Source organism: Brevundimonas sp. GW821-FHT02A10, from assembly GCF_059422025.1.
Genome location: NZ_JBWKWC010000004.1, coordinates 237,882 through 263,352, shown reverse-complemented (window position 1 = coordinate 263,352; position 25,471 = coordinate 237,882). Strand labels below are relative to the sequence as shown.

The 25,471-nt window shown below is 68.6% G+C and carries 20 protein-coding genes, 1 tRNA gene and 1 pseudogene; 16 read left to right on the top strand and 6 right to left on the bottom strand.

Going from position 1 to position 25,471, the window contains the following annotated elements; genetic code table 11:
• Positions 1-7: 7 nt before the first annotated feature.
• The 10 genes and pseudogenes from AC07U0_RS13300 (at position 8) to AC07U0_RS13255 (ending at position 8,652) form a co-directional block, all read left to right on the top strand.
• Positions 8-658, top strand: coding sequence for a TetR/AcrR family transcriptional regulator (locus tag AC07U0_RS13300; RefSeq protein ID WP_494720486.1), 651 nt, complete (start codon positions 8-10; stop codon positions 656-658).
• Positions 655-1,767 carry an HlyD family secretion protein gene (locus tag AC07U0_RS13295; protein WP_494720485.1) on the top strand — a complete coding sequence of 371 codons (1,113 nt, stop codon included), beginning with the start codon at positions 655-657 and terminating at the stop codon, positions 1,765-1,767. The genes AC07U0_RS13300 and AC07U0_RS13295 overlap by 4 nt, the downstream gene beginning before the upstream one ends.
• A 17-nt stretch (positions 1,768-1,784) precedes the next feature.
• Positions 1,785-2,909: a pectinesterase family protein gene (locus tag AC07U0_RS13290; RefSeq protein WP_494720484.1), complete on the top strand. Its 1,125-nt coding sequence runs from the start codon at positions 1,785-1,787 to the stop codon at positions 2,907-2,909.
• Positions 2,910-3,027: 118 nt separating this feature from the next.
• On the top strand, positions 3,028-4,215 hold the full coding sequence (gene pelA / locus AC07U0_RS13285; protein WP_494720483.1) for a pectate lyase: 1,188 nt from the start codon (positions 3,028-3,030) through the stop codon (positions 4,213-4,215).
• Positions 4,216-4,225: 10 nt separating this feature from the next.
• Entirely contained in the window at positions 4,226-5,818 is a 1,593-nt protein-coding gene (locus AC07U0_RS13280; RefSeq protein WP_494720482.1) for a carboxylesterase/lipase family protein, read from the top strand.
• A gap of 38 nt (positions 5,819-5,856) precedes the next feature.
• A complete protein-coding gene (locus AC07U0_RS13275) occupies positions 5,857-7,077 on the top strand; it encodes a TetR/AcrR family transcriptional regulator (protein ID WP_494720481.1) in 1,221 nt (406 codons plus the stop codon).
• 66 nt (positions 7,078-7,143) lie between these two features.
• Positions 7,144-7,344, top strand: a pseudogene (locus tag AC07U0_RS13270) (LuxR C-terminal-related transcriptional regulator); the annotation flags it as partial.
• Positions 7,345-7,462: 118 nt separating this feature from the next.
• Positions 7,463-7,723: a hypothetical protein gene (locus AC07U0_RS13265; RefSeq protein ID WP_494720590.1), complete on the top strand. Its 261-nt coding sequence runs from the start codon at positions 7,463-7,465 to the stop codon at positions 7,721-7,723.
• A gap of 116 nt (positions 7,724-7,839) precedes the next feature.
• Positions 7,840-8,208, top strand: coding sequence for a hypothetical protein (locus tag AC07U0_RS13260; RefSeq protein WP_494720480.1), 369 nt, complete (start codon positions 7,840-7,842; stop codon positions 8,206-8,208).
• 30 nt (positions 8,209-8,238) lie between these two features.
• Positions 8,239-8,652 carry a hypothetical protein gene (locus tag AC07U0_RS13255; RefSeq protein WP_494720479.1) on the top strand — a complete coding sequence of 138 codons (414 nt, stop codon included), beginning with the start codon at positions 8,239-8,241 and terminating at the stop codon, positions 8,650-8,652.
• Positions 8,653-8,697: 45 nt separating this feature from the next.
• Here the strand turns inward: AC07U0_RS13255 and nagA are convergent, their stop codons facing one another.
• From nagA to AC07U0_RS13240, 3 genes are read right to left on the bottom strand one after another with little or no spacing between them, the layout of a single operon-like run.
• Positions 8,698-9,837, bottom strand: coding sequence for an N-acetylglucosamine-6-phosphate deacetylase (nagA, locus tag AC07U0_RS13250; RefSeq protein WP_494720478.1), 1,140 nt, complete (start codon positions 9,835-9,837; stop codon positions 8,698-8,700).
• Positions 9,837-10,883 (bottom strand): SIS domain-containing protein, encoded by a 1,047-nt coding sequence (locus tag AC07U0_RS13245; protein ID WP_494720477.1) that lies wholly within the window; start codon positions 10,881-10,883, stop codon positions 9,837-9,839. The genes nagA and AC07U0_RS13245 overlap by 1 nt, the downstream gene beginning before the upstream one ends.
• Complete coding sequence (locus tag AC07U0_RS13240; RefSeq protein ID WP_494720476.1) at positions 10,883-11,626, bottom strand: GntR family transcriptional regulator; 744 nt, start codon at positions 11,624-11,626, stop codon at positions 10,883-10,885. Before AC07U0_RS13240 ends, AC07U0_RS13245 begins: the two co-directional genes overlap by 1 nt.
• Before the next feature lie 283 nt (positions 11,627-11,909).
• Between AC07U0_RS13240 and AC07U0_RS13235 the strand changes: the two genes are divergently transcribed.
• The 4 genes from AC07U0_RS13235 to nagE all read left to right on the top strand — a co-directional run bounded on the left by AC07U0_RS13235 (position 11,910) and on the right by nagE (position 21,091).
• Entirely contained in the window at positions 11,910-14,549 is a 2,640-nt protein-coding gene (locus AC07U0_RS13235; protein WP_494720475.1) for a TonB-dependent receptor, read from the top strand.
• 113 nt (positions 14,550-14,662) lie between these two features.
• Positions 14,663-16,783: a family 20 glycosylhydrolase gene (locus AC07U0_RS13230; RefSeq protein ID WP_494720474.1), complete on the top strand. Its 2,121-nt coding sequence runs from the start codon at positions 14,663-14,665 to the stop codon at positions 16,781-16,783.
• Position 16,784: 1 nt separating this feature from the next.
• Positions 16,785-19,319, top strand: coding sequence for a phosphoenolpyruvate--protein phosphotransferase (gene ptsP, locus AC07U0_RS13225; RefSeq protein WP_494720473.1), 2,535 nt, complete (start codon positions 16,785-16,787; stop codon positions 19,317-19,319).
• The gene (gene nagE / locus AC07U0_RS13220) at positions 19,316-21,091 is read left to right on the top strand and encodes an N-acetylglucosamine-specific PTS transporter subunit IIBC (RefSeq protein WP_494720472.1); all 1,776 of its coding nucleotides are present in this window, start codon (positions 19,316-19,318) and stop codon (positions 21,089-21,091) included. Before ptsP ends, nagE begins: the two co-directional genes overlap by 4 nt.
• A gap of 199 nt (positions 21,092-21,290) precedes the next feature.
• On the opposite strand, the gene AC07U0_RS13215 is transcribed toward nagE, so the two are convergent.
• Positions 21,291-21,365, bottom strand: a tRNA-Asn gene (locus AC07U0_RS13215).
• A gap of 66 nt (positions 21,366-21,431) precedes the next feature.
• Between AC07U0_RS13215 and AC07U0_RS13210 the strand changes: the two genes are divergently transcribed.
• Positions 21,432-22,235, top strand: a complete 804-nt coding sequence (locus tag AC07U0_RS13210; protein WP_494720471.1) for a TrmH family RNA methyltransferase — start codon at positions 21,432-21,434, stop codon at positions 22,233-22,235.
• 350 nt (positions 22,236-22,585) lie between these two features.
• Complete coding sequence (locus AC07U0_RS13205; RefSeq protein ID WP_494720470.1) at positions 22,586-24,235, top strand: M28 family metallopeptidase; 1,650 nt, start codon at positions 22,586-22,588, stop codon at positions 24,233-24,235.
• Positions 24,236-24,298: 63 nt separating this feature from the next.
• Here AC07U0_RS13205 and AC07U0_RS13200 read toward each other — a convergent pair whose 3' ends face one another.
• Both AC07U0_RS13200 and AC07U0_RS13195 read right to left on the bottom strand, forming a co-directional pair.
• Positions 24,299-24,691 carry a DoxX family protein gene (locus AC07U0_RS13200; RefSeq protein WP_494720469.1) on the bottom strand — a complete coding sequence of 131 codons (393 nt, stop codon included), beginning with the start codon at positions 24,689-24,691 and terminating at the stop codon, positions 24,299-24,301.
• 77 nt (positions 24,692-24,768) lie between these two features.
• On the bottom strand, positions 24,769-25,467 hold the full coding sequence (locus tag AC07U0_RS13195) for a pirin family protein (protein WP_494720468.1): 699 nt from the start codon (positions 25,465-25,467) through the stop codon (positions 24,769-24,771).
• Positions 25,468-25,471 lie beyond the last annotated feature (4 nt).

The window sequence follows — 25,471 nt, the reverse complement described above, 5'->3', positions numbered from 1 at the left end:
ATATTACATGCGTCATATAAAGGAGGCCCGCAAGGCCATGCGCTATGACGCCGAACACAAGGCCCGGACCCGACAGAAGGTCCTGACCGTCGCCAAACAGGCCATCCGCCAAAATGGGTTAGCAAGCCTGGGCGTGGCGGCGGTGATGAAGGACGCCGGGCTCACCCACGGCGGCTTCTATGCCCACTTCCCCTCGCGCGACGCCCTGATCGACGCGGCGCTGGAGGAGATGCTGGAGGGGGCGAAGGCGCGGTTCCAGCGGATCACCGACGGTCTGCCGTTGCCGGTGGCGCTGGCCACCTATCTCGACATGTATCTGTCGGCCGGGCATCGCGACTCGGGGACCTTCCTGTGTCCGCTGCCGATCCTGTCGACCGACATGACGCGGCTGGAGCCGGCGCAGCGGGCCGCCTATGCCGTGACCGCCGACCGTCTGGCGTCGCTGATGCGGCCGATGATCGAGGCAGCCGATCCGTCGCTCGATCCCGAGGAGGCCGTGCTGGTCTCGCGCTCGGTGGTGTCCGAGGCGGTGGGGGCACTGTCCCTGGCCCGCGCCATCGGCCCGACCGAACAGTCCGACGCCATTCTTCTTGCCTCACGCACCGCCCTGAAACGCCGCCTCGGCCTCCCCGCCGTGGCGACCGGAGCCGTTCAATGACCGCCACCACCCCCGACGCCGTCGCCGTTCCTGCGAAGAAGGCGGGTCTGCCGTTCTCTAAGCGGACCCTGATCATGGTCAGTGCGGCGGTGGTCATCGCGGTCGGCGGGGCGACGCTGATCCTGATGCCGAGGAACACGGTCGAGACCGAGGCGGCCTATGTGCAGGCCGACTCCTCCTCCGTCGCGCCCCGGGTGCGCGGCCTGATCGCCGAGGTGCTGGTCGCCCATAATCAGGCGGTGAAGAAAGGCGATCCTTTGGTCCGCATCGACCCGGAGGAGTTTAACGCCCGGGTCGCGGCGGCCGAGGCCGATCTGCAGGACGCCGAGGCCGCGCTTCTGGCCGCCCATGCCGCCCTGACCTCGCTGGGCGCCGACGAGGCCCTGGCCGCGGCCAATATCCGCTCGGCCCGGACCTCCATCGCCTCGGCCGACGCCCAGAACGCCCGCGCCCAGGCCGACCGGCAGAGGTTCGACGACCTGCTGGCCTCGGGCACGGTCGCGCGCCGGGACGCCGAGGAACGCCGCGCCGCCGCCGTTTCGGCCCAGTCGACCGCGGACAAGACCCGCGCCGATCTTGAGGTCACCCGCAATCAGGCCGGGGTCGTCACCGCGCGCCGCGAGGTGCTGACCGCCGCCGTCGCCCGGGCCGAGGCCTCGGTCGCCCGGGCTCAGGCCGCGCTCGATCTGGCGCGTCAGGATCAGGCCAACACCATCGTCCGCGCCCCCATAGACGGCATCGTCGGCGACCGTCAGGCCGAGCCCGGCGACTATGTCCAGGCGGGCACGCGGCTGCTGACCGTGGTGCCGGCGACCGGCCTCTATGTCACCGCCAACTTCAAGGAGACCCAGACGGGCCGGATGCGCGTCGGCCAGCGCGCCGACATCGAGATCGACGCCCTGCCGGGCGCGCATCTGCACGGCGTGGTGGACAGCTTCGCCCCGGGCTCGGGCTCGACCTTCTCCCTGCTGCCGTTCGAGCCGGGGACGGGCAACTTCACCAAGGTGGTCCAGCGGGTCCCGGTCCGCATCCGCCTCGACCCCGGCCAGCCGGCGCTGGGTCAGCTGCGGTCCGGCCTCTCGACCACGGTCAAGGTGACGCTGAAATAGTCTGGTAGAAGGGGCGGATGACCCAAGCCGTCTCCCGCCGTCTGATCCTTGCCGCGCTTGCCGCAAGCGGGTTGGCGTCGGCCGCGAAGGCGGCGTCCGTCCCGCTCGATGCGGCGGTTCTGAAGCCGGGGCAGGGCGGATCGCCGGCGGGCGTATCCGTCTATCCCGACCTGACCTCGGCCATCGCGGCGGCGCCCGCTGACGGGGCGCGGCCGTTCCGCATCTGGATCGGGCCGGGCATCCATGAGGGGCAGGTCGTGGTCGACAGGCCCTTCGTCCATCTAGTCGGGGCGAGCCGGACCGGGTCGGTGATCAACCATCTGGCGGCCTCGGGGCTGGCGGGGCCGGACGGGCGCAACTGGGGCACGACGCGGTCGGCGACCCTGTTCGTGCGGGCGCCCGACTTCCGCGCTGAAAACCTGACCATCAACAACGCCTTCGACGGTCTGGCCGAGATGACGAAGCCGGGCGGGCTGCGCTCGCACGACGGGGCGGGGCCGCAGGCTGTGGCCCTGATGCTGGACCGGGGCGCCGAGCGGTCCGTGATCCGCGACTGCGACCTCCTCGGCTATCAGGACACCCTGTTCGCCAATGTCGGGAAGGCCCTGTTCGAGCGCTGCCTGATCGTCGGCAGCTATGACTTCATCTTCGGCGCCGGGCGGGTCTGGTTCGAGGGCTGCGAGATCCGATCGCGGCCGCGCCCCGGCGAGACGAGCAACAAGCTGGACCAAGGCTATATCGCCGCGCCCAGCACCCCGATCGACCAGCCGTTCGGCTTCGTTTTCCATCGTTGCCGGCTGACGAAGGAGGTGGGGACAGCGAAGGGCTCGGTCTATCTCGGACGGCCCTGGCGCCCGACCACGACCTTCCCCGACGGCCGCTATGGCGATCCGCGCTTCGTGGCGGCGGCCAGCTATCTGGACTGCTGGATGGACGACCATATCGCGCCGGAGGGCTGGACCGAGATGTGGTACACCGGCCGCGACGGCAATCCGCGCACCATGCTCCAGCCCGAGGACGTGCGTTTCTCCCAGCATGGCTCGTCCGGGCCGGGTCGCGCCGCCTTCGCTCGCGGCCAGACCCTGACCGCCGCCGAGGCCGCCGCGATCACCCGCACCGCTGTGATCGGCGGGCTGCGCTAGCATACCGTCTTCCCGAATTCAACCTTCCAGCGGCGTCGCGGCCTCTTGACGCGCGTCTGCAACGAGCGCACCCCTAAAGAAAAACATACCACAAACACAAATGGCCCGGGGAAACGCCATGACTGTTCACAAGGGGCTCGCCGCCGCCTTGCTGCTCGCCGGCCCAATCCTCGCAAGTATGGCGGAGGCGGGCGGAGCATCCGCGCAAGCCGCGCAGCCCGTACCGCAGGCCCAAACCGCCTCGCCCGATCAGGCGGCGCTCGCGGCCATGACGCCGGAGCAGCTGCGCGCCCGGGCCCAGGCGCGGATCGCCAATCCCAACCGCCCGACCGGCTGGTGGGCCGAGAAGGTGAGCGGGCAGCCCGACGCTTGGTACCGCACGCCCGAGGGCCTGGCCATGACCGCCAACATCCTGTCCTGGCAGGACCCGACCGGCGGCTGGCCGCTGATGAACACGACGCGGGAGCTGAACCGGGGCGACCCGGCTCAGGCGGGGCCGTGGGGCAGCGACGGCGCCCTGATCAAGGCCACGGTCAACGAGATGCGCTTTCTCGCCCGTGCGTACCGCGCCACCGGCGACGCGAAGGATCTGGCCGCCGTGCGCCGGGGTCTGGGCTTCATCCTGATGTACCAGTACCCGACCGGCGGCTGGCCCCATTCCGTGCCGCCGCCCGCCGAGGGCTATGAGCGCTACGCCACCTTCAACGACGACATGATCGTGGACGTGATGGCCCTGCTGCGCGAGGTCGCGGCCGGCGGGGACTTCGCCAGCCTGCCCGAGGCCGACCGTCAGGCGGCGAAGGCGTCGTTCGACAAGGCGCTCGATTTCATCCTCAAGACCCAGATCGTCGTCGACGGCAAACGCACCGCCTGGGGCCAGCAGTATGACGAAGTCGCGCTGGAGCCGCGCGCCGCCCGCCGCTTCGAGCCCGCAGCCATATCGGGCGGGGAGAGCGTGGGCGTCCTGTTGCTGCTTATGAGCCTCGACAACCCGTCGCCCGAGGTCCGGCGCGCGATCCGCGAGGGCGCCGACTGGTTCGACCGCAGCCAGCTGCACGGCATCCGCTTCGTGCGCGAGAACGGCGACGGCGTCGTGCGGGCCGATCCGGAGGCCCCGCCGCTATGGGCGCGCTACTACGAGATCGGGACCAACCGGCCGATCTTCGCCGGGCGCGACGGCGTGATCCGCTACGACCTCGCCGAGGTCGAGCAGGAGCGGCGCGGCGGCTACGGCTGGTACAGCCTGGCCGGGGCGCAGGTGCTGACGGCTTACGCCGCTTGGCGTCAGGCCCATTCCGAACACTGAGGAGAGACCGATGACCGATCTCGATCGCCGGAGCTTGCTGGCCGCCGCCGGGGCCACGGCCGCACTCGCCGCGCCCGGCCTTGCCTTTGCGCAAGCGGCTCCGGTCGCCCGCACGGCTTACGGACGCGTCAGCGGCTTCCGCAACGGCGACATCCTCGGCTTCAAGGGCATTCCCTATGGCGCGGACACGGCCGAGACCCGGTTCGCGGCGCCGAAGCCGCCCCGACCCTGGCGCGGGGTCAAACCCTGCACCGCCTTCGGCCCCATGGCGCCCCAGCCGGGCAGCGGGGCGAACAGCGGCTATCTGCCCGACCGCGCCTATACGACCGACGATACGTCCGAAGACATGCTGAAGCTGAACGTCTGGACCCCGGGTCTGGACGGGAAGAAGCGGCCCGTTCTGGTCTGGATCCACGGCGGCGGCTTCATCAACTACTCGGCCAACAGCGACCTCTACGACGGGACCCATCTGGCCGCGTTCGGGGATGCGGTGGTGGTGTCGATGAACCACCGGCTGAACAGCTTCGGCTATCTGTATCTGGCCGAACTGGGCGGCGAGGAGTTCGCGGATTCCGGCAACACCGGCATGCTCGACCTCGTCCTGATGCTGCAGTGGGTGCGGGACAATATCGCTGAGTTCGGCGGCGATCCGGACTGCGTCACCATCTGGGGCCAATCGGGCGGTGGGGCCAAATGCTCGGTTCTGATGGGGATGCCGGCGGCGCGCGGCCTGTTCCATCGCGTCATGACCATGAGCGGCCAGCAGGTCACCGTCACCCCGCCGGAGATGGCCACCGAAACGGCGCGAAAGGTCCTGACCCAGGCCGGGGTCTCGACGCCCGCCGAGCTGAAGCGGCTGACCAAGGACCAGCTGATCGCGGCCAGCCGCGGCGTCTACTACGGGCCGGTGCTGGACGGGCGCAGCCTGACGCGGCATCCGTTCGAGCCCGACGCCACGCCCCTGTCGGCCAATGTGCCCCTGATCATGGGCAATACCCATGACGAGACCCGGCTGCTGATTGGTCCGTCCGACCCGGCCCTGTTCGATCTGAAGTGGGAGGATGTGCCCGGCAAGCTGACCCGCGCCATCGCGTCCTACATGGGGCCGATGACGCCGGAAGGCGTGACGGCCTGGTATCGCGACAAATACCCGGCTTATTCGCCGTCCGAGGTCTTCTTCGCCGCCACCACGGCGCTGAGGTCGTGGCGGGCCCAGATCATCCAGGCGGACCGGCGGGCGGTGCAGCCGGGGGCCGCGACCTGGGTCTATCAGTTCGACTGGAAGAGCCCGGCCATGGGCGGCAAATGGGGCGCGCCCCACTGCGCCGACATCCCCTTCTACTTCCGCAACAACAGGGAAATGGTCTCCATGACCGGTGGCGGGGCCGAGACCGACGCCCTGGCCGAGACCATGTCGACGGCCCTGCTCAACTTCGCCCGCACCGGCAATCCGAACGGAGCCGGCGTGCCGGACTGGCCGAGGTACGACCTGCCGGGGCGCGTCACCATGCAGTGGGACACGGTCAGCCGGGCCACGCCCGATCCGCGCGGCGAGGAGCGGCGGCTGGTGGGGCTGATCCCGTACCGTCAGCCCGGAACGTGACGGTTGCGGTTATCGGGCCGGGCGGGCAGTCAGGGGCGATGACCGCCGCCGCCGCCTCCAGCCGTTTCGAGAGCAAGCGCCGGCTGATCCTCGATGAGGCCACGCGGCTGTTCAAGGCGCGCGGGCTGAAGGGGGCGACCCTGATCGACGTCGCCCGCAGCATCGGCCTGAGCAACACCAGCGTCAGCTACTATTTCCCGCGCCGCGACGATCTGGCGGCGGCCTGCTTCTTCCGGACCATCGCGGCCTATGACGCCCTGCTGGACGCGGTCGAACCGGTGGCGGCCGAAGAGCGCATCCGCGTCTTCCTCGATCTGCATTTCGAACATCTGGCCCGGATGGCGCGGGGGCAGGCGCCGGACCTGATCGGCTTCAGCGATCTCAGCGCCCTGACGGGGCCGCAGGCCGAGGGCGTGTTCGAGGCCTTCGTAGCCCTGTTCCGGCGGGCGCGGCGGGTGCTGATCGGGCAGCCGCGTGGGGGCGACACCCCGTCGGCACGCAATGCGCGGACCCATCTGCTGCTGTCGGTGGTCTTCGGCGCCGCCCACTGGGCGCGGGAGTTCGAGGCGGAGGACCTGCCACGGATCGGGGCGCGGACGGCGGACATTCTGCTGAACGGCCTCGCGACGACCGGCGCGATCTGGCCGCCCGAAGCGCTGGATTTCGACGCCCACCCGGACGATGGCGCGCGTGAGGCCTTCCTGCGCGCGGCGACCCGGCTGCTCAATGAAAAGGGGTATCACGGCGCCTCGGTCAGTCAGATATCGGCGCGGCTGGGCGTGACCAAGGGCTCCTTCTATCACCACCTCGACACCAAGGCGGATCTGGTCAGCGACTGTTTCGCGCGCAGCTTCGGCATCGTGCGCCGGGCCCAGGACGCGGGCTTTGCCTTGCAAGCGGCGGGACTCGGCTCGGGCTGGGCGCGGCTGTCGCAGACGGTCGCGGCGCTGGTGCATTACCAGCTCTCCGACGGAGGGCCGTTGCTGCGCCACACGGCCCTGAGCGCGGCCCCGGAAGAGGTTAGGTCGGACATCGTCGCGGCGACCCGCCGGGTCGGCGACCGCTTCGGCCTGATGGTCGCCGACGGGATCATCGACGGCTCGATCCGGCCGGTGGACCAGGCCCTGGCCGCCCGGATGCTGGACGACATGATCAACGCCGCCGCCGAGCTGTGGCGCTGGGCTCCGGACCTCGATCAGGCGGACGCCGTTCGCGACTATGCGCGGCCGATGATGTTCGGTCTGAAGCCGGATCGCTGAAAAGCCTGACGACCAGAAAAGCCCGACAGTTTGACGCCTTGCGTCGCCGTTCGTCTGACGGCAACGATGACCGCGCGGAGAAGCCGCAGGTGCAGGTCCATGTCTGGCGTAAAAGACAATCTGACGGAACGCGAGCGCGAATGCCTGCGCCTCGTTCATGCGCACCTGAATTCCAAGCAGATCGCGCGCGAACTGGGCATCAAGCCGGGCACGGTGGACCGGCATTGCGAAAACGCGGTGCGCAAGCTGCAGGCCGGAAATCGCGTCGATGCGGCCCTGCGTCTGGCGGCCTGGGAGACCCTTGGGACCGGTTCCCAATCCGAGCCATTCCCAATGGCCCAATGGCCGTCCTCAGCGCCTTCTGAAGGGGCGAACGAGGAATACCATGACCGCGAACAACGATCTGATACCGGCCGTCAGCTGGGCCGGGGTGGAAACCATTCTCCTGGGGATGGCGCACACGCCCGACAAACGTCTGATGGTCCGGCATCTGGTGGAGGGCACCCGCAAGCAGGCGCCCTTCCTGACTCCCGAGGGAGTGATGGCCGAGCTCTTCTATCTGGCGACGGCCTTGCTCGATCAGGACTTCAATCCGTCCTTCACGGGAACGAACTCCTCGGACGCATCCTCGTCGTCTTCGGCGTAGCCGCCGTCGCCGCGTTGATCCTCCTCAGCCTCGCGGGAGCCGAAAGCTTCGCCTTTCTTCTTCAGAAGTTCCGCTACGGCGGCTGAAGCTCCCGGGTTCATCTCCGAAAGCACTCCATGAAACGCGCCGAAAAGGCCGCGAGCATCGCCGCTCGCGTGCAGAAAGACCTGACCCACGCCGAAGTCGGTCAGGACCAGTCCATCGCCCGCCTTGGCCGTCTGGCCCAGACCCTGACCCGCTCGCGCCGCGACGCCGGCCTGTCGCCGACCGTCGGCCAGCCGGTGTTCGACGCCCTGTCACGGGCCATGGCCGCCCAGATCGAATCCCAGCGCGCCATGGTCGAACTCCATGAAGCCCTGTCGGTCGTGAAGGCGCGTACTCGCTTCCGCGGCCTGCAGATGGGCGGCCTGGACAAGGAAGACCAACCGACGCCGCGCGAAACCGGCTTCGCACCGACCTTAAGTCTGGTTGAGAAAGCAGCCTGATCGGGGTTACGACACGGCGGGGGAATCGCCGTGTCGCCAATCTATCTTTTCACGCTCGTCGTCTTCGCGCTCGTCGGCCTCGCCGCCCTGTGGCGCGGCGGTCGCTGGGAGCGCGCCAGCGTCGTTGTGCTGGCCGTGGCCTGGATCGGGTCGGCGCTGACCCCGTTCAATCGCATCGATCCGCCCTGGATCGCCATCGCCATCGACACCGCCGTCTTCCTGTTCTTCCTCTACGCCGCCCTCTATGCGCGGCGGAGCTGGACGGCAGGGGCGGCGGGTTTCCAGTTTCTGATCCTGTGCACCCACTTCGTCTTCGCGCGCGACCGTTCGCTGGAGCAGTGGGCCTATGTCTCGGCCTACTACGTCTGGAACCTGGGCGTCATCGCGGCCCTGGCGTGCGGCGTCGTGTGGCGGGAGCGCAAGGCCTCAGGCGCGACGCCTTAGGCTGCGCGACGGAGTTCCGTGAGACAGGCGAGGGATCGGACGCTCTCAGCGAGCCTCTCGCGCCACCCCGTTTATCCAGGAATCCACAACGCGAAGATCATCGTCGACGATGACCAGACTGGCCCGCGCGCCTGCCTGGATCACGCCGGTCGCCCTGATGTCGAGAAACTGGGCCGGATAAAGAGACGCCATGGCCAGCGCGGCCTCCAGGGGCAGGTCCAGCATGTCGCGGGCGTTGCGCACGGCGGCCGCCATATTGAGATCCGATCCCGCCAGCACCCCGTTCTCATCGCGACAGACGCCGTCCAGAACGTCGATCCGGCGGCCCTGAAGGAAGAAATGGTCATCGCCGGAACCGACGCCGGGCATGGCGTCGGTGACCAGGATGAAGCGATTGAGCGGCCGGCAGCGCAAGGCGAGTTTCAACACGACAGGATCGACATGGACGCCATCCACGATCAGGCCGCACCAGGCGTTGATGTCTTCCAGCGCGGCCCCGACGGCGCCTGGCGCGCGGCTGGTCAGCGGGGACATGGCGTTGAACAGGTGGGTGAAGCCGGTCATTCCGGCCCCGATTCCCGCACGCGTCTGGGCGTAGTCGGCGTCCGTATGGCCTGCCGCGACCACGGCGCCCCCGGCGACCAGCGCGCGGATCATGTCCGGCGTGGTCATTTCCGGAGCGAGGGTCACGAGGGTCCTGCCGCCTTTCAGCCGGGTCAGGCGGGCGACGGCCTCGGCGTCGAGGGTCCGGAATTTCGAGGCGTCGTGCACGCCTTTGCGAGACTCGTTGAGATAGGGGCCCTCGATATGAATCCCGAGGACGCCGGGGACGCCCTGGGCGATCGCGGCCTCCACGGCGTCGATGGCGGTATCGATGACCGAGAGGTCGTCGCTGATCAGAGTCGGGAGAAAGCCGGTCGTGCCGAAGCGGCGATGGGCGCGTCCGATGGCGTCGATACACTCCACGGTCGGGCAGTCATTGAACAGCACGCCTCCGCCGCCATTGACCTGGGTGTCGATGAAGCCGGGGACCAGCATGCGGCCGGCCAGATCCGCCGTTTCGCCGTCGGGGGCGTCGGACGCCGGTCCCGCATAGACGATCCGGTCACCATCGATGGTGACGGCTGCGTCCCGGGCGAAGGCGCCGTCTATCAGGATGGGGCCGTTGCGGAAGGTGGTCGGCATCAGACGGTCTCGGTGACCTTGTTGAGATAGGGCGGCCGGTCGGGATCGTAACCCCGTTCGACGGCGAGTTCGGCGGCCAGGCGATAGAAGCTCTGGATCAGCAGAATGGGCTGCACTGCCGGATGGGCGGACAGGGCGGGCAGGGCGATGGTCCCGGGCGTCGGGGAAACATCGGGCAGGATAACCCTCGCGCCGCGACCCGCGAACTCCGCGGCCAGCGACAGGGTGTCGTCGCGGCTTTCGTCGTCCTGGGGCAAGACCAGGACCGGAAAGCCGGATTTGACCAGGGCCATGGGGCCGTGACGGATTTCCGCGGCGCTGAAGGCCTCGGCGTGAAGGCCGGAGGTCTCCTTGAGCTTCAGGGCGGCCTCGCGCGCCGCGCCATAACCCGGGCCCCGCCCGACGACATAGAGGTTGCGCGCCTCCGTCAGCGTGGGCAAGGCCGCGGACCAGTCGAGCGCCCAGGCCTCGGCGAGCCGGTCCGGCAAGGTCTCCAGCGCCGCGAGCAGCGCCTCGTCCTCGAGCCAATGGCCGATCATCTGGGCGAGCGCGGTCAGGCTGGCGATGAAGGATTTGGTGGCGGCCACCGAATGCTCCGGACCGGCCCGCACCGGCACGACGGCGTCAGCGGCGCGGGCCAGCGGAGAATCCTCGACATTGACCACGGCGATCACGAAGGCGCCGCCGTCCCGGGCAGCGGCGACCGAGGCCAGAAGGTCGGGGCTCTTGCCCGACTGGGACACGGCGATACAGACCACCCCGCGCATGTTCTGGGCCGTTGAATAAACCGAAGCCACGGAGGGGGCGGCCGAACTGGTGAGCAGGCCGGCCCCGGTCTCGATCAGGTGGCGGGCGAAGACGCCGGCATGGTCGGAACTGCCGCGCCCGCAGATCAGGGCCGCGGTGGGCGCGAAGTCCCGCAGACGCCGACCCAGAGCTTCGGCGATCGGGCGGTTGAGGCGCAGTTGCTCTGCGACCACGCGTCCGGAATCGGCCGCTTCCCGGAACATCAGGGTCTCGGAAGCCTGCTTTTCGACAAGCCGCATCAGGCCGGACCGTCGTTGAGCTCGGCGACGAAGTCGTAGGCGTCGCCGCGATAGAAGGACTGGGTGACCTCGACCGCCTGGCCGGTCCGGGAAAAGGCGCGACGTTCGATCAGGAGACCTGCGGCGCCCGGTGCGACGCCCAGAAGCTCGGCCTGTTCGGCGGTGAACAGAACGGCGCGCAGGCGTTGCAGGGCGCGCGTGGGGCGCTGGCCGTTGGCGTCCAGCGCCTGGTAGAGCGAAAGCTCCACCGCTTCCAGCGAAGGCAGGCACGACGCGGGCACGGTCGAATACTCCAGCGCCATCGGCATGCCGTCGGCGTAGCGGATCCGGTGATAGCGATAGACGGCGGTGCCGGGGCTGAGGCCGAGGGTCAGGGACTCCTCCGGCGTCACCGCGCCCTCCGTCCGGCTGAGCCAGGAACTGGTCGCCTTGCGCCCGCGCGCGGCCATGTCCTCGGAGAAGGACGTCAGTTTGGAAAAGCTCTTCTCAACACGGGCGGCGACGAAGGTGCCGGCGCCCTGACGGCGCGACAGCAGGCCTTCGGCGACCAGACCGTCGAAGGCCTTGCGGACCGTGATGCGCGACACATCCAGTTCCGCCGCCAGATCGCGCTCGGCAGGAAGCGCCTGATCCGCCTTGAGCACGCGTTGGGCGATGGCCTCGCGGACCGCCTGTTGCAGCTGCTGGTAAAGCGGGGCCGGGCGGCGTGCGTCCAGCGTTCCGATCAGTTCAGAGAATGACATGGGCTCCCCGGGCGATGGAACAGACTTGGCCTATCGCTGTGATCATCACAACCCATCTGACCAAACCAATCAAGAACCAATCTGATAAAAAGATATGTCCAATGTGACGATTTGGGCTTGTCAGAGATGATTGTTCGATGACAGGCTCCATTCCACGGCCTTTTGACGAGGGCTAGAGGGAGCGGAGGGCCTTTATTGGTCTTCTATTGGCATTGCCAGGGATCGCTGGGGAGCGGACCTGCAACATTGGAGGGGATTGGTCATGCGTAATTGTCGGGCTTTGATGATCGGAACCGTCAGCGCGCTGGCGCTGTCGGCAGGCGCCGCCATGGCGCAGGACGGCCAGTCCGCCACCACGGTCGATGAGGTAGTCGTCACCGGTATCCGTGCGTCGATCCTGGAATCGATCGGCACCAAACGGAACGCCGACGCCGTCGTCGACGTCGTGACCGCCGAGGATGTCGGCAAGTTCCCGGACAAGAATGTGGCCGAAGCGCTGCAGCGGGTCCCGGGCGTCGTCATCAATCGCGAGTTCGGCGAAGGCGAGCGGGTCTCGCTGCGCGGCACCTCGCCCAATCTGACGCGGACGCTGATCGACGGCCACGGCCTGGCGACCGCCGACTGGTTCATCCTTGAGCAGCTGTCGGCGACCCGCAGCTTTAACTTCCTGATGCTGCCCTCCGAGATCATCGGCCAGACCCTGGTCTACAAGAGCCCCACGGCGGATCTGGAAGAAGGCGGCATCGGCGGCACGATCGACACCCGCACCCGCCGCCCGCTGGACCTGAAGGAGTTCGAGGCCTTTGGCTCGCTGCAGGGCGCCTACAACGAGAATGCGGGCGATCTTGACCCGAACGCCTCGGCCCTGGTCAGCTGGCATAATGCGGACAAGACCCTCGGCGTGTTGGTCGCGGGCATCTATCAGAAGCGCAACATCCGCCGCGACGGCGTTGAAGTGCTTGGCTATTTCGACAACGATCCGGGCCCCGGCACCCTGCTGGTTCCGTCCCTGATCGGGTCGGCCCTGTTCGAGCAGGAGCGGGTGCGTGAAGGCGCCAACTTCGCGGTCCAGTGGCGGCCGACCGATCAGGTCGAACTGACCCTGACCGGCCTCTATTCGCGCTTCGGCGCAGACAACTTCAACCAGAACTACCTGGCCTGGGGCTCCAATGCGCTGGGCGGCGGCGGAACCCTGACCAACACCACTGTGGTGGATAATACGGCGGTTGTGGGCACCATCACCTCCACGCCGGGCGGCCGCGGTGCGGTGTTCGACGCCATCGATCGCGACGCCGAGGCGACCACGAGCAACATCGCTCTCGACGGCAAGTTTACGCCGAACGACCGCCTGACCCTGGACTTCAAGGTGGGCTACACCGAGGCCAGCGGCGATACGACCAACCAGCCCTTCGTCGAGTTCGGCGCCCCGGCCGCCTTCACCTATGACCTGCGTGGCAAGACGCCCCAGGTCACCTTCCTGAACCTGGATCCGACCGATCCGACCGACATGCAGTTCGACTTCGCGTCCCTGCACGAGGTGACCAATGACGACAGCGAGCTCTACGCCTATGTCGACGGCAAGTATGACGTCGACCTCGGTCCGCTGCACGCGATCAAGGTCGGGCTGAAATACACCGACCACGACCGCGACACCGACTTTCAGGCGACCACCTACGGCGGCTTCTTCCTGCCGCTGGCGGCTTCGGGCTGCGGCGGCGCGGCCTGTACGCCCTCGAGCTTCGCCGGCGGCCTGACGCCGAACGACTATCTCGAGGACATCAAGGCGCCGGGGACCCTGGCCTCCTACTGGCAGGTCGACCGGAGCAAGCTGGAATCGATCCTCTACGGCCTGCCGGCGAGCGTGCGGGCCCGGGTGTCGAACTATCCGGAGATCTTCTCGGTCAACGAGAAGGCGGCCGGCGGCTATGTCATGGGCGAGTTCGCAGGCGAGGGCTGGCGCGGCAACATCGGCGTGCGCGTGGTCCGCACGGACCAGAGCTCGAGCGGCTACGTCAACGCCCTGGTGGCGTCCCCGACCAATGTCTCCAATGCCTTCGGGACCTTCGCGGCGGTCAGCGCCGATCGCAGCTACACCGACGTCCTGCCCAGCGCCAACTTCGCCTTCGACCTGACGGACGACGTTGTGCTGCGCTTCGCGGCGGCGCGGACGATGGCCCGTCCTGACTTCACCGACGTCGCGCCGCGCACCTCGCTGAACCCGGGCTCGCTGACCGGCGTCGGCGGCAATCCAAACATCGATCCCTACCGCGCCAACCAGTTCGACCTGTCGCTGGAATACTATCCGGAGCGGGGCACGATCTTCTCGGCGGCGCTCTACTACAAGGACATCGAAAGCTTCATCACCGATGCGCCGTCGCTCGAAACCTTCGCGATCGAGACGACCACGCCGAACCTCTCGCTCTGTACGGCGGCCGGTCCGGCCAATCCGGTCCTCTATAACTGCCAGTTCACGATCAATCGCCGGGCCAACGGCGGGGGCGCGCGACTGCAGGGGATCGAGCTGGCCGTGGTGAAGAACATCTGGCGCGGCTTCGGCGTCCAGGCCAACTACACCTACTCCGACGTGCAGACCGAAAGCGGCGATCCGATGCCGGGTAACTCCGAGCATTCATACAACGCCTCGGTCTTCTACGAGGACGACACCTTCTCGGCGCGGGTGGCCTACAACTACCGTTCGGAGTTCTTCGTGACCTTCGACCGGTCGACCCAGCTGAACCAGGACGCCATCGGCTCGCTGGACGCCTCCTTCGCCTGGAACGTCACGCCGCAGGTCGCCCTGACCCTGGAAGGCCAGAACCTGCTGGACGAGGACATCATCCAGTTCGCCGGCGACAAGGTTCGTCCGCGCGCCACCTACGACAACGGCCGGGCGCTCTACGCCGGCGTGCGCTATCGCTACTAGACCCTGAGCGACTGGGCGGAGAACGGGCGACCGTTCTCCGCCTGTTTTTCCCGGGTGCGACGACCTAGGCTCCGTGAGAGACCTTCGTCAGGTCGCCGGATCGGAAGCGTACGATGTCGAAACTGCCTGCCGTCCTCCTGACCTTCCTTGCCCTGTCCGTTGGGGGCTGCGCCGGCCTCGGACTACCGGCCGAGCGGATGTCCGCCCCCGCCGCGGCCATCATTCCCGAACCCGCAAGCGTGGAGCCCGGGGAGGGGGTCTTCGTTCTCAGGACCGGCGCCCGCCTGGCCGTTCCGGCGGGTGACCGGCAGGCGAAGGCGGCCGCGGACCGGTTCGCCGATCTCATGCAACGCACGCGCGGTCTGTCCGTGACGGTGGTCGAGGGCGACCGGGGTGAGATCGTCCTGACACGCGGAGCGACGGCGGCGGCCGAAAGCTATGCCCTCGACGTGCGGTCGAGCGGCGCGAAGATTTCCGCAGGCGACGATGCCGGACTGCAGTACGGGCTCATCAGCCTGTGGCAGCTGGCGACCCAGACCGAGGCCGGGCCCGCGCCGATCGCGGCCGTACATATCGAAGACGCGCCGCGCTTCGTCTGGCGCGGGGTGATGCTGGATTCCGCGCGCCACTATCAGTCGCCGGAGTTCATCAAGGGCTTCATCGACTGGATGGCCCTGCACAAGCTGAATGTCTTCCACTGGCATCTGACCGACGACCAGGCGTGGCGTCTCGAAATCCGCCGCCACCCGAAACTGACAGAGGTCGGCGCCTGGCGTGTGCCGGAAGGCGATGCGGCCCGGGCGGACATCGACCCTGCGACGGGGCGGGCGCGCCTCTACGGCGGCTTCTACAGCCAGGACACGGTGCGCGAGATCGTCGCCTATGCCGCCGCCCGGAACATCACGGTCGTTCCCGAGATCGATGTGCCGGGTCACGCCAGCGCGGCGGTCGCGGCCTATCCCGAGCTGGGCGTCCAGGACGCGCCGGACAGCGCCGTGTCCGCGGTGCCGTCGGACTGGGGCGTCTATCACACCCTGTTCAACACCGATGAGACGACCATCGTCTTCCTGCAGGAGGTGCTGGGCGAGGTAATCGACCTGTTCCCCGGCCAGTATGTGCATCTGGGCGGCGACGAGGCGGTCAAGGATCAGTGGAAGGCCTCGCCGGGCGTCCAGGCCCATATGCGCGCGCTCGGGATCACCGACGAGAACGCCATGCAGAGCTGGTTCATGGGGCGGATGGAACAGTATCTGAACCAGCACGGCCGCCGCCTGATCGGCTGGGACGAAATCCTCGAAGGCGGCCTGCAGGGCAATGCGGCCGTCATGTCCTGGCGCGGGATCGCCGGCGCGGTCGAGGCCGCCCGCCTGGGCCATGACACGGTGCTGACCGCCCAGCCGACCCTCTATCTCGACAACCGCCAGAGCCCGAACGACGGTGCACCCGGTCGCGGCCGGGTGGTCTCGGTTCAGGACATCTATGACTTCGATCCGGTCCCCGCGGCCCTCACGCCGGGACAGGGCGCCCACGTCCTCGGGGTGCAGGTCAATCTGTTCACCGAGCACATGGTGAGCGAGGACCGGGTGGAATACATGGCCTATCCCCGGATCGCGGCCCTGGCGGAACTGGCCTGGTCGCGGCCGGAGGCGAAGGGCTGGGACGACTTCAATCGCCGGCTCCAGCCCCAGCTGTCGCGCTATCGCCGGCTGGGCATCGACTATGCCGGGTCCGCGCTGGACACAGCCCAGATGGCCCCGCCGGCTGACGGCGAACGCCGCTACGATCACCAGATGAAACTCTGCACCGAGGGGCTGGTCCTGACCCTGATCGACGACGCGCCTGTGCAAGGCGAACGCGCGGCCTACAAGATGGACATCATGAACCCGTGCTGGACCTACCAGGCCGCGGACCTGACGCAGGGCGTCATGCTGGAGGCCGCCGTCGGACAGGTGCCTTTCAACTTCCAGATCGGGGCCGACATCGCCAAGGTCCATGTGCGTCCGGCCGCTGGACCCGTCGGTGAGTTCGAGGTGCGGATTGACGGCTGCGCGGGCGACCCGGTGCTCGTCGTGCCCCTGACCGAGGCGGCGCGTTCGCACGGTGTGACGGTGCTGAAGGGCCGGCTGCCGGCTCTGCCGGGGGCGCACGATCTGTGCCTGACGTTCACCCAGCACGGTATCGATCCGATGTGGGCTGTGGACTGGGTCAGGCTGAGCCCCACGGGAGCGAACTGAAATGGGCGTGGTGACGCTTCTGGCGCCGATCACCGGCTGGGCCGCGCCCCTGGACGAGGTTCCCGACGCGGTCTTCTCGCAGCGGATGCTGGGCGACGGGCTTGCGATCGACCCGACCGAGGGCGAGGTGCGGGCGCCGTTCGACGGGGTGATCACCGTCCTGCCGTCCTCGCGCCATGCGGTCAGCATCCGCAGCGACACGGACATCGAGGTGCTGATCCATGTCGGGCTGGAGACGGTCGCGCTCGCCGGTCGGGGCTTCGTAGCCCATGTGGCCGAGGGTGACCGGGTGAAGGCCGGAGATCGTCTGTTGACCTTCGATCTGGAAACGGTGGCGCGCGGGGCGGCCAGCCTGATCACGCCCGTGGTCGTGACCGGCGAGGGCTGGACCCTGTCGCAGCGGGTGACAGACCGGCTGGTGGCGGCAGGTCAGCCCGTGCTGCGGATCGAGAGCGGAGGCCTGATCGGATCAGAGGCCGCGTCGGAAGGATCGGCAAGCCGAACCATCCGGTCGCCGCTGCCCCATGGTCTCCACGCCCGGCCGGCGGCCCGGGTGGCGGGCGTCGCTGCCGCGCACCGGGCCCGGATCATCCTGATGGCCGGTCAACGCACCGCCAGCGCATCCAGCCCGGTCGGGATGATGGCCCTGGGCCTGCGCGCCGGCGACGACCTGACGCTGAGCGCCTCGGGGCCTGACGCCGAGGCGGCGGTGGCGGCTCTGGCCGAGCTGATCCTGTCCGGAATGGACGAGAAGGGCGGGCCGGCCCACGCCGCGCCGGCGACGATGATCGCCTCGACCGGACCCGTCGCGGGCGACGACGGCGAACTGGTCTTCTCGGGCGTCTGCGCGGCGCCAGGACTGGTGGTCGGCAAGGCGGTTCATCTGCGGCTGAGCGAAATCGTGGTCCCCGAGGCCGGGCAGGGCGTCGCGCACGAGGCGGCGGCCCTGGACGCAGCGCTGAAGGTCGTGGGCGCGCGGCTTGAGGCCAGTGTCTCGGGCGGCTCGGTGGAACGGCGCAGCATACTGGCGGCCCATGCCGCCTTCCTGACCGATCCCGAACTGGTGTCCGCCGCGCATCAGGCCGTCGCCGAGGGGCGAAGCGCCGCCTTCGCCTGGCGATCCGCCTGTGGGGCGACAGCCGGCCTGCTGCGCTCTCTCGGCGATCCCCGGATGGCCGAGCGCGCCGACGATCTGATGGATATCGAGCGGCAGGTGCTGGTTCAACTGACCGGCGACGAGCCGGCCACGCCGCCGACCCTGGGGCCGGGCGACGTTCTGCTGGCCGATGATCTTCTCCCTTCCCAGCTGATCGCCCTGGACGGCGCGCGTCTGGCCGGGATCTGCACCGCGCGCGGTGGGCCCACGTCTCACGTCGCCATCCTGGCGGCCGCCATGGGCGTGCCCGCCCTGGTCGCGACAGGCGAAGGTCTGGACCGGATCGCGAACGGGACCTTGGTGGTGCTGGATGCGGACGGACGCCGTCTGACCGCCTCGCCATCGGCCCAGACCCTGGCGGCCTCGGAAAGCCGCGCCGCCGCCGATCGTCGCCGCAAGGCCGACGCCCGGGCTGCTTCCGGCGAACCTTGCCGCACGGCGGACGGCGCCCGGATCGAGGTCTTCGCCAATCTGGGCGCGGCGTCCGAAACGGCCGGCGCCGTGGCCGGGGGCGCGGAGGGCTGCGGATTGCTGAGAACCGAGTTTCTGTTCCTCGACCGGCAGACCCCGCCCGACGAGCGCGAGCAACTGGCTCAATACCAGGCCATCGCCGACGGGCTTGAAGGACGGCCGCTGATCGTGCGGACGCTGGACGCCGGCGGGGACAAGCCCTTGCCCTATCTGCCGATGCCGCATGAAGACAATCCTGCGCTGGGCCTTCGCGGGGTCCGCTCCGGCCTGCTGCATCCCGAACTTCTCCTGACCCAGATGCGCGCCATCTGCGGGGTCCGGTCGTCGGGTCCTGTGGCCGTCATGTTGCCGATGATCGCCTCCGTCTCCGAGGTCCGTCAGGCGCGCGCCCTGCTGGACCGCGCGGCGATGGACACCGGCTCCGCAACGCCCCTTCTGGGGGTGATGATCGAGACCCCCGCGGCGGCGATGACGACCGATCTCCTGCGGCCGGAAATCGACTTCATCTCCGTCGGGACCAACGACCTGACCCAGTACGCCCTGGCCATGGATCGGCAGAACCCGCATCTGGCGGCGCAGCTCGACGGGCTGCATCCGGCCGTGCTGAGGTTGATCGCCGCCGCCGCATCGGGCGCGGGAGACCTCCGCTGGACCGGCGTTTGCGGTGGGCTGGCGTCCGACCCGCTGGCCGCGCCGATCCTGATCGGGCTGGGCGTCACCGAGCTTTCCGCGGCCCCCGCCATGGTCGCCGAGATCAAGGCCGTCGTGCGCAGCCTGACCTTGGGCGAATGCCGGGCGCTGGCCGCTTCAGCTCTGGCGGTCGAGAGCGCGGACGCCGTGCGCCAACTGGCCGCCGAAGCCCTCGACCGAAGCCGAACCCCGCGCCAACCCGCAGGAGCGCCCGCATGAAGATCGGTCTGTCCAGCCTTCAGCCGCTCGGCCGGGCGCTGATGCTGCCCATCGCGGTCTTGCCGGTGGCCGGCCTGCTGCTGCGCCTCGGCCAGCCGGACCTGCTGAACATCGCCTTTCTGGCCGCCGCCGGCCAGGCGATCTTCGCCAATCTCGGCCTGTTGTTCGCCATGGGCGTCGCGGTGGGGTTCGCAAAGGACAACAACGGCGCGGCCGGACTGGCGGGGGTGGTCTGTTTCCTGATCGCCACCGAGGGCGCCAAGGCCCTGATCGCGGCGCCGCCGGAAGTCGTCGCCGACATGACCGAGGCCGCCGCGAAGCTCGCCACGGCGGCGTTCAAGGACAGCGCGGTCGCCCGTCTGGGCGTGCCGCTCGGGATCCTCTCGGGCCTGATCGCGGGGAGCTTCTACAACCGGTTTTCCACGCTGAAGTTTCCGGAATATCTGGCCTTCTTCAGCGGGCGGCGGTTCGTGCCGATCATCTCCGGCCTGGCGGGTCTGGCGTTGGCTCTGGCGGTTGGTCTGGGATTCACCGCGCTGGACCATGCGATCGACGTCTTCAGCCGCACGATCGTCGGCTCCGGAGAGATCGGCCTGTTCGTCTACGGCGTGCTCAATCGGCTCCTGATCATCACGGGCCTGCACCACATCCTGAACAATGTCGCCTGGTTCATCGTGGGCGATTACGGCGGCGTGACCGGAGACCTCAACCGGTTCTTCGCGGGGGACCCGACCGCGGGCGGGTTCATGAGCGGCTTCTTCCCGGTGATGATGTTCGGTCTGCCCGCGGCCTGTCTGGCCATGTACCACAGCGCCCGGCCGGAACGCCGCAAGGCCGTCGGCGGCATGCTGGGGTCGCTGGCTCTGACCTCCTTCCTCACGGGGGTGACCGAGCCGATCGAGTTCAGCTTCATGTTCCTGGCGCCGGTGCTCTACGCCATCCATGCGGTCCTGACCGGTCTGGCGATGGTGATCATGAGCCTGCTGGAGTCGCATCTCGGCTTCACCTTTTCGGCGGGTCTGTTCGACTATGTCATCAACTATGGGCAGGCCACTCGGCCGTGGCTGCTTGCGCCGGTCGGCCTGCTCTACGCCCTGGTCTATTACGGGCTGTTCCGGTTCTTCATCGAGAAGTTCGACCTCAAGACCCCCGGCAGGGAGCCGGATACGGACGCCCTCGCCGCGCAGGCGGCCGGGACCGGCGCCCTTGGCGCGAAAGAGGGCGCGCGAGCCTCGGCCTTTGTCGTGGCGCTCGGCGGAGCCGCCAATCTGAACAGCGTCGCCGCCTGCACGACGCGGTTGAGGCTGACGGTCAATGATCAGGCGCTGGTCGATGAACCCCATCTGCGGCGGCTTGGCGCGCGGGGCGTCCTGGTTCTGTCGCCCAGCGACCTCCAGGTGATCCTCGGGCCCGTCGCTGACGCTGTCGCTGACGAGATCAGGGGGCAGTTGAAGGGCGCAGCATCCGTTCCGACATCGCCGCCCGGACCGGGCGCTACCGCGGAGGCGATGTCAGCCCGAACCCAATCCTCGGCCCCATCCCCAACCACGGGTCACACAGGGATCGATCGCGCCCTGGGCGGCGCCGGCAATATCCGCAGCGTCCTTGTCCGCGGCTCCCGGCTCTGTGTCGAAGTTGTCGAAGCTTCAAGGATCGACTGGCCCGGCCTGTCGTCCAGCCCGGTCAGGACCTGTGTTGCGACCGGGGCGGACACGGTGCACCTGCTGCTCGAGCCTGCGGGCGTCCTGGCCGCCGCTGAACCCGGAACCTGAAGGCGGCTGGTCGGGTCGCCGCACGGCAGGGTCTCGACCGACGCCGGGAGGGAGCGGCGCGCTTCACGAAATGAGCCGAATCTGGTCGCGGTGGGAATCAGCATTCCTGCCGTCGCTGCGGCTTGCAGGATGCACGGGCGCGGGACAGGCTGTCCGGAAAATAAAAAAGCGCTGCCGAAGCAGCGCTTTTGTACCGAGATGGCTCCGCAGGTAGGATTCGAACCTACGACCAGCCGATTAACAGTCGGCTGCTCTACCACTGAGCTACTGCGGAACATCTGCTCGGGAGGCGGGCGTATAGCAGTGGCTTCGCGCGTCTTGCAACGGCTAATGTGGGGCCATGCGCATCATTTCCATCGACGCCCCGGACGATCCCCGGATCGCCGCCTATCGCGATATCCGGGAGCGGGACCTGACCGGGCGGGAAGGGCTGTTCATCGCCGAGGGGGAGGTGGTGCTGCGCAATCTGGTGTCGCCCGCCGGCCTGTGCCGCCCACGCTCGATGCTGCTGGCCGAGAAGAGAATCGCGGCGCTGGAGCCGATCATCGCCGCCGCGCCCGCCGACATGCCGGTCTATGCGGCCAGCCAAGCCGTGCTCGATTCGATCGCCGGCTTTCCCCTGCATCGCGGCATACTGGCGCTTGGCGAAAAGCCCGCGCCGGAAGAGGCGTCGGCGGTGCTGGACCGGCTCGGTGACGACGCGGTGATCGTCGCGGCCGAGGGGATCGGCAATCACGACAACATCGGCGGCCTGTTCCGCAATGCTGCGGCCTTCGGGGCCGGGGCGGTGCTGCTGGACGACCGTTGCGGCGACCCCTTCTATCGCAAGTCCATCCGGGTCTCGGTCGGGGCGGTGCTGCGCACGCCGTCGCCGCGACCCCTGCCGCTGGAAGAGCTGGTCGAGACCCTGAAGGCGGCGCGGTTCGAGGTCATCGCCCTGACCCCGTCGGCGACCGAACCTCTGGCGGCCCTGAGACCCGGCGGACGGCGCGCCCTGCTGCTGGGTTCGGAGGGGCCGGGCCTGCCGCAGACGATCATCGACCGCTGCCGCGCGGTCGGGATCGCCATGGCCGGGGGCTTCGATTCCCTGAACGTGGCCGCGACCTCGGCCATCGCCCTGCATCAGCTGACGAGGGCCGGCTGAGGGGCGGACCATGACGGTTTCGCCTCACACGTGAAGGTAGGCGGATCGAATGCGCCCATAGGGTGACAATCGCGCTAATTCAGGGCGTTAACGCTTTGTTGACCTTGCCGAGCCGCGCTTTCCGTGTCGCCATGCGTGCGGGGAGATTGTCATGGCCAGCATTCTGTATTTCGTCCATCGCAACGCGCGTGTCGCGACCGCGCTGGGTGTTGTCTTCTTCGCCGTCAGCACCGCCGGGGCGATCGGCTGGATGACTGCTCCGGTCTAGGCGTTTTCGGGCTTTGGAGGTCGACACGACGGCTGCCGGGGGGCAGGGTCGGCGTCCCCCGACCTGTCGCCGAGTCCGCCCGATGTCCTTCCGTAAATCGACCGCCGTATCCGCCGTCGCCCTGCTGCTGGCGGCCGCCGCCTCCGTGGCGAGCGCCCAGGACGCCCAACACATCGATCCGGCGCGGCTGAACGCCCATATCGCGGCCCTGGCCGACGACGCCATGGGCGGGCGCGGACCGACGACGGCGGGCGAGGAAGCGGCGGTCAACTATGTCGCCGACCAGTTCAAGGCCATGGGGCTTGAGCCCGCGGGCGATGACGGCGGCTGGTTCCAGACCGTGCCGATCAACCGCTTCCTGCAGGACGGCCCCGCCGTGCTCACCGCCAAGGCCGGCGGCGAGGCCATGACCTTCCAGCGCGGAACCGACATCATCGTCGGCAGCCACCGCCCGGTGTCCCGCATCACCCTGAACGACGTGCCGGTGGTCTTCGTCGGCTATGGCGTCACCGCGCCCGAGCGCGGCTGGGACGACTTCAAGGGCGTCGATGTGCGCGGCAAGATCGTGCTGATGCTGGTCAACGACCCCGACTTCGAGGTCGCCGCCGACAGCCCCGTGGCGGGCAAGTTCGACGGCAAGGGGATGACCTACTACGGCCGCTGGGTCTACAAGTTCGAGGAGGCGGCGCGGCGCGGGGCTGCGGGCGTCCTGGTCATCCATGAGACCGCCGGGGCCGGCTATCCCTGGACCACCCTGCAGAACTCCTCCACCGCCGCCGGCTTCGACATCGTGCGCGACAACGTCGAGGCCGAACGGGTCCAGGCCCAAGGCTGGATTCAGCAGCCGATCGCCGCGAAGCTGATGGCCGCCGCCGGTCTCGACTATGCGACGCTAAAAGCCCAGGCCCAGACGGCCGACTTCCATCCGGTCGCCCTGAACGGCGTCACCATGTCGATGGACTTCGGCCTGAAGTACGAGCGGCTGACCACCCGCAACGTCGCCGGCAAGCTGACCGGCACGACCCGTCCGAACGAGACGGTGATGTTCGGCGCCCACTGGGACGCCTTCGGCCATGCCACGCCCAATGCGGCGGGCGACGACATCTACAACGGCGCGGTCGACAACGCCTCTGGCGTGGCCGGGGTGCTGGAACTGGCCCGGCTGTTCGCCGCCGCCCCGCGCACCGAACGGTCGGAGATCTTCGTTTCCTGGGCCGCCGAGGAGGCGGGTCTACTGGGCGCCTACTACTATGCCGCCCACCCGCTGGTCCCGCTGGAGACCACGGTCGCCAACATCAATATGGACTCGCTGCTGCCCGGTGGGCCATCGCCCGAGATCGTGGTCATCGGCTATGGCAAGACCGATCTGCAGGACCGGCTGGCGCGCGATGCGGCGAAGGAGGGCCGGACCCTGATCGCCGATCCGGCGCCCCAGGTCGGGGCCTTCTACCGCTCGGACCACTTCCCGCTGGCGAAGATGGGCGTGCCGGCCCTGTTCGCGGCGGCGGGCTTCACCGGCGCCTCCGAGGCCAGCCGCGTCTACGTCCGCGACCGCTATCACCAGCCGACCGACGCCTGGGAGCCGGGCTGGGACATGACCGGGGCCGCCGCCGACGTCCAGCTTCTGTATGAGGTGGGCCGTGAGCTGGCGACCGGGACCGACTGGCCCAGATGGACTCCGGGCAATGAGTTCGAGGGCGTCCGCGAAGCCAGCGCGGCGGACCGTAAATAGAGCATACGAAAACGGCCCGGAGCGAACTCCGGGCCGTATGTCATTGACGCTCAGGCTGTCGGCTTACTTGCGACGGGCGTCCAGGCTCCAGGCGCCCGCGCCGGCGCAGGCCAGGTACAGGAAGATGAAACAGAACAGGATGGCCGCGTCGCCGCCGTTCACGGCCGGATACGGGCTCTTGGGGAAGTGGAACATCCAGTAGGCGACGGCCATTTCGCCGGCGAGGACGAAGGCGGCCGGACGGGTGAACAGGCCCAGGATGATCAGGGCGCCGCCGACGACTTCAAGCACGGCGCCGATCCAGAACAGGCTGAACATCGGGACCACGCCCGGCTGGGCGCCGTCGGGGAAGCCCCAGAGCTTGATCACGCCGTGGGCGAGGAACAGCAGGCCCGCGACGATGCGGAGGGCGGCGAGGGCGCGCGGCGCCCAGGGAGCGGTATTGAAGGAAGCCATTGTCATTCTTTCTCTGAAGAGTGGCCCGACGGCTGTGAGACCGCCGGGTCTTATTGAAACAGTGTTAGTTCCAGTTATCAGGCAGCGTCAACCAGGACAATCTCTGCATCCTTGATTGCGCGAACCGTCAAGGTTTCTTCGTCGGTGATGGCGACGCCGTCACGGGCATTGAGCAGGACGCCGTTGACCTCGACCTCGCCGATGGCGGGGACCAGATAGCCGCGGCGGCTGGCGCCCAGGGGATAGGTCGCCGTCTCACCGGCCTTCAGCGTCGCGCCCACAACGCGGGCGTCGGTGCGGATCGGCAGGGCATCGGTGTCGTCCTCGAAGCCCGAGGCCAGAACCACGAACTGACCGGCGCGGTCGCCCTTGGGGAAGGGTTTGGCGCCCCAGGCGGGCTTTTCGCCGCGACGGGTCGGCTCGATCCAGATCTGGAAGATCCGGGTCAGATCCGGCTCGGCGTTGTATTCGGCGTGGCGGATGCCGGTGCCGGCGCTCATGACCTGAACGTCGCCGGCCTCGGTGCGGCCCTTGTTGCCCAGGCTGTCCTCATGGGTGATGGCCCCTTCGCGGACATAGGTGATGATCTCCATGTCGGCGTGCGGGTGCGGCGGGAAGCCCGAGCCGGCGGCGATCTCATCGTCGTTCCAGACCCGCAAGGACCCCCAGCTCATGCGCTTGGGGTCGTAGTAGTTGGCGAAGGAGAAGTGGTGCTTGGCGTTCAGCCAACCGTGGTTGGCGCCGCCCAGGGATTCAAAAGGTCTGCGCTCGATCATCGTC

Bases quoted from the DNA above. Each gene is read 5' to 3' on its own strand.
- AC07U0_RS13245 (WP_494720477.1), bottom strand. From the start codon at position 10,883: ATGCGGCTTGTCGAAAAGCAGGCTTCCGAGACCCTGATGTTCCGGGAA.
- AC07U0_RS13210 (WP_494720471.1), top strand. From the start codon at position 21,432: ATGCGCATCATTTCCATCGACGCCCCGGACGATCCCCGGATCGCCGCC.
- AC07U0_RS13235 (WP_494720475.1), top strand. From the start codon at position 11,910: ATGATCGGAACCGTCAGCGCGCTGGCGCTGTCGGCAGGCGCCGCCATG.
- ptsP (WP_494720473.1), top strand. From the start codon at position 16,785: ATGGGCGTGGTGACGCTTCTGGCGCCGATCACCGGCTGGGCCGCGCCC.
- AC07U0_RS13295 (WP_494720485.1), top strand. From the start codon at position 655: ATGACCGCCACCACCCCCGACGCCGTCGCCGTTCCTGCGAAGAAGGCG.
- AC07U0_RS13275 (WP_494720481.1), top strand. From the start codon at position 5,857: ATGACCGCCGCCGCCGCCTCCAGCCGTTTCGAGAGCAAGCGCCGGCTG.
- AC07U0_RS13205 (WP_494720470.1), top strand. From the start codon at position 22,586: ATGTCCTTCCGTAAATCGACCGCCGTATCCGCCGTCGCCCTGCTGCTG.
- nagE (WP_494720472.1), top strand. From the start codon at position 19,316: ATGAAGATCGGTCTGTCCAGCCTTCAGCCGCTCGGCCGGGCGCTGATG.
- AC07U0_RS13280 (WP_494720482.1), top strand. From the start codon at position 4,226: ATGACCGATCTCGATCGCCGGAGCTTGCTGGCCGCCGCCGGGGCCACG.
- AC07U0_RS13300 (WP_494720486.1), top strand. From the start codon at position 8: ATGCGTCATATAAAGGAGGCCCGCAAGGCCATGCGCTATGACGCCGAA.
- AC07U0_RS13200 (WP_494720469.1), bottom strand. From the start codon at position 24,691: ATGGCTTCCTTCAATACCGCTCCCTGGGCGCCGCGCGCCCTCGCCGCC.
- AC07U0_RS13195 (WP_494720468.1), bottom strand. From the start codon at position 25,467: ATGATCGAGCGCAGACCTTTTGAATCCCTGGGCGGCGCCAACCACGGT.
- AC07U0_RS13265 (WP_494720590.1), top strand. From the start codon at position 7,463: ATGACCGCGAACAACGATCTGATACCGGCCGTCAGCTGGGCCGGGGTG.
- AC07U0_RS13290 (WP_494720484.1), top strand. From the start codon at position 1,785: ATGACCCAAGCCGTCTCCCGCCGTCTGATCCTTGCCGCGCTTGCCGCA.
- pelA (WP_494720483.1), top strand. From the start codon at position 3,028: ATGACTGTTCACAAGGGGCTCGCCGCCGCCTTGCTGCTCGCCGGCCCA.
- nagA (WP_494720478.1), bottom strand. From the start codon at position 9,837: ATGCCGACCACCTTCCGCAACGGCCCCATCCTGATAGACGGCGCCTTC.
- AC07U0_RS13230 (WP_494720474.1), top strand. From the start codon at position 14,663: ATGTCGAAACTGCCTGCCGTCCTCCTGACCTTCCTTGCCCTGTCCGTT.
- AC07U0_RS13240 (WP_494720476.1), bottom strand. From the start codon at position 11,626: ATGTCATTCTCTGAACTGATCGGAACGCTGGACGCACGCCGCCCGGCC.
- AC07U0_RS13260 (WP_494720480.1), top strand. From the start codon at position 7,840: ATGAAACGCGCCGAAAAGGCCGCGAGCATCGCCGCTCGCGTGCAGAAA.